Annotated in this window: 1 protein-coding gene; it reads left to right on the top strand. The window is 48.6% G+C overall.

Annotated features, from left to right (window positions below; all coding sequences use genetic code 11):
* Positions 1 to 814, top strand: an 814-nt coding sequence (locus R7Z49_RS24255; protein ID WP_318112261.1) for a tetratricopeptide repeat protein, incomplete at both ends; no start/stop codon positions are given.

Genomic DNA, 814 nt, shown 5'->3' with positions numbered 1-814 from the left:
AGGCAATACTGGCCAGAATACGTTGGTTGCGCTTGCGCGCGCCGTGAAACATGAGAACGAGATGATTCGACTGGGTGCTGTTGCTGGCTCGGCAGGGTATGACTTTAGTGACCGTTGGCAGATTTTACAGCCGTTGCTGAGTGATCCGGTGTTGTCGGTGCGAACCGAAGCGGCGGCTGCGCTAGTCAGTCATTATGGGGAGATGAATCCGCTACAAAGAGAGCGCATTCAAAAACCGTTAGATGAATACATGGACATTCAACGCTTTAATGCCGATCGCGGATTTGGGCGAACTAACTTAGCCAATGTATATCGCAGTTTGGGAGAGGCTAATAAAGCGATCGAACTGTATCAACAAGCTATCGACATCGAACCTTATTTCGAAAATAGCTACGTCAATTTAGCGGACATGTATCGCCGACAAGGTGATGAAGCCAAAGCGGTACAAATTCTGACTGCGGGAATGAAAGCGCAACCGAAATCAAGTTCGCTGCCTTACAGTGCAGGTCTTGCGCTGTTAAGACAAGGCAACAGCAAACAAGCTAATCAGTATTTAAAACAGGCCGCAGAAAGCGCGAAAGATAACGCTCAGTATTGGTATGTGTACGGTTTAGCGTTGGAGAAATCCGACGTATTAGAAGCGAGTAAGGCGTTAAACAAGGCGTTTGACGTTGGTGGCGACCCACGGCATCTTTATGCCCAGTGCGAAGTGTTGGCGAGAAACTATCGACAAGGCGGCGTTGCATTTGCCTTTGAACAGTGCACCAAGCAGCTTGGTGCACATGCTCCTGAGGAAGTTATTCAACAGCTCAAA

This window comes from Vibrio sp. 1562, assembly GCF_033340155.1.
GTDB lineage: Bacteria > Pseudomonadota > Gammaproteobacteria > Enterobacterales > Vibrionaceae > Vibrio > Vibrio alginolyticus.
The sequence above is the reverse complement of the archived record's forward strand: the minus strand, read 5'-3'. Positions and strand labels throughout refer to the sequence as shown.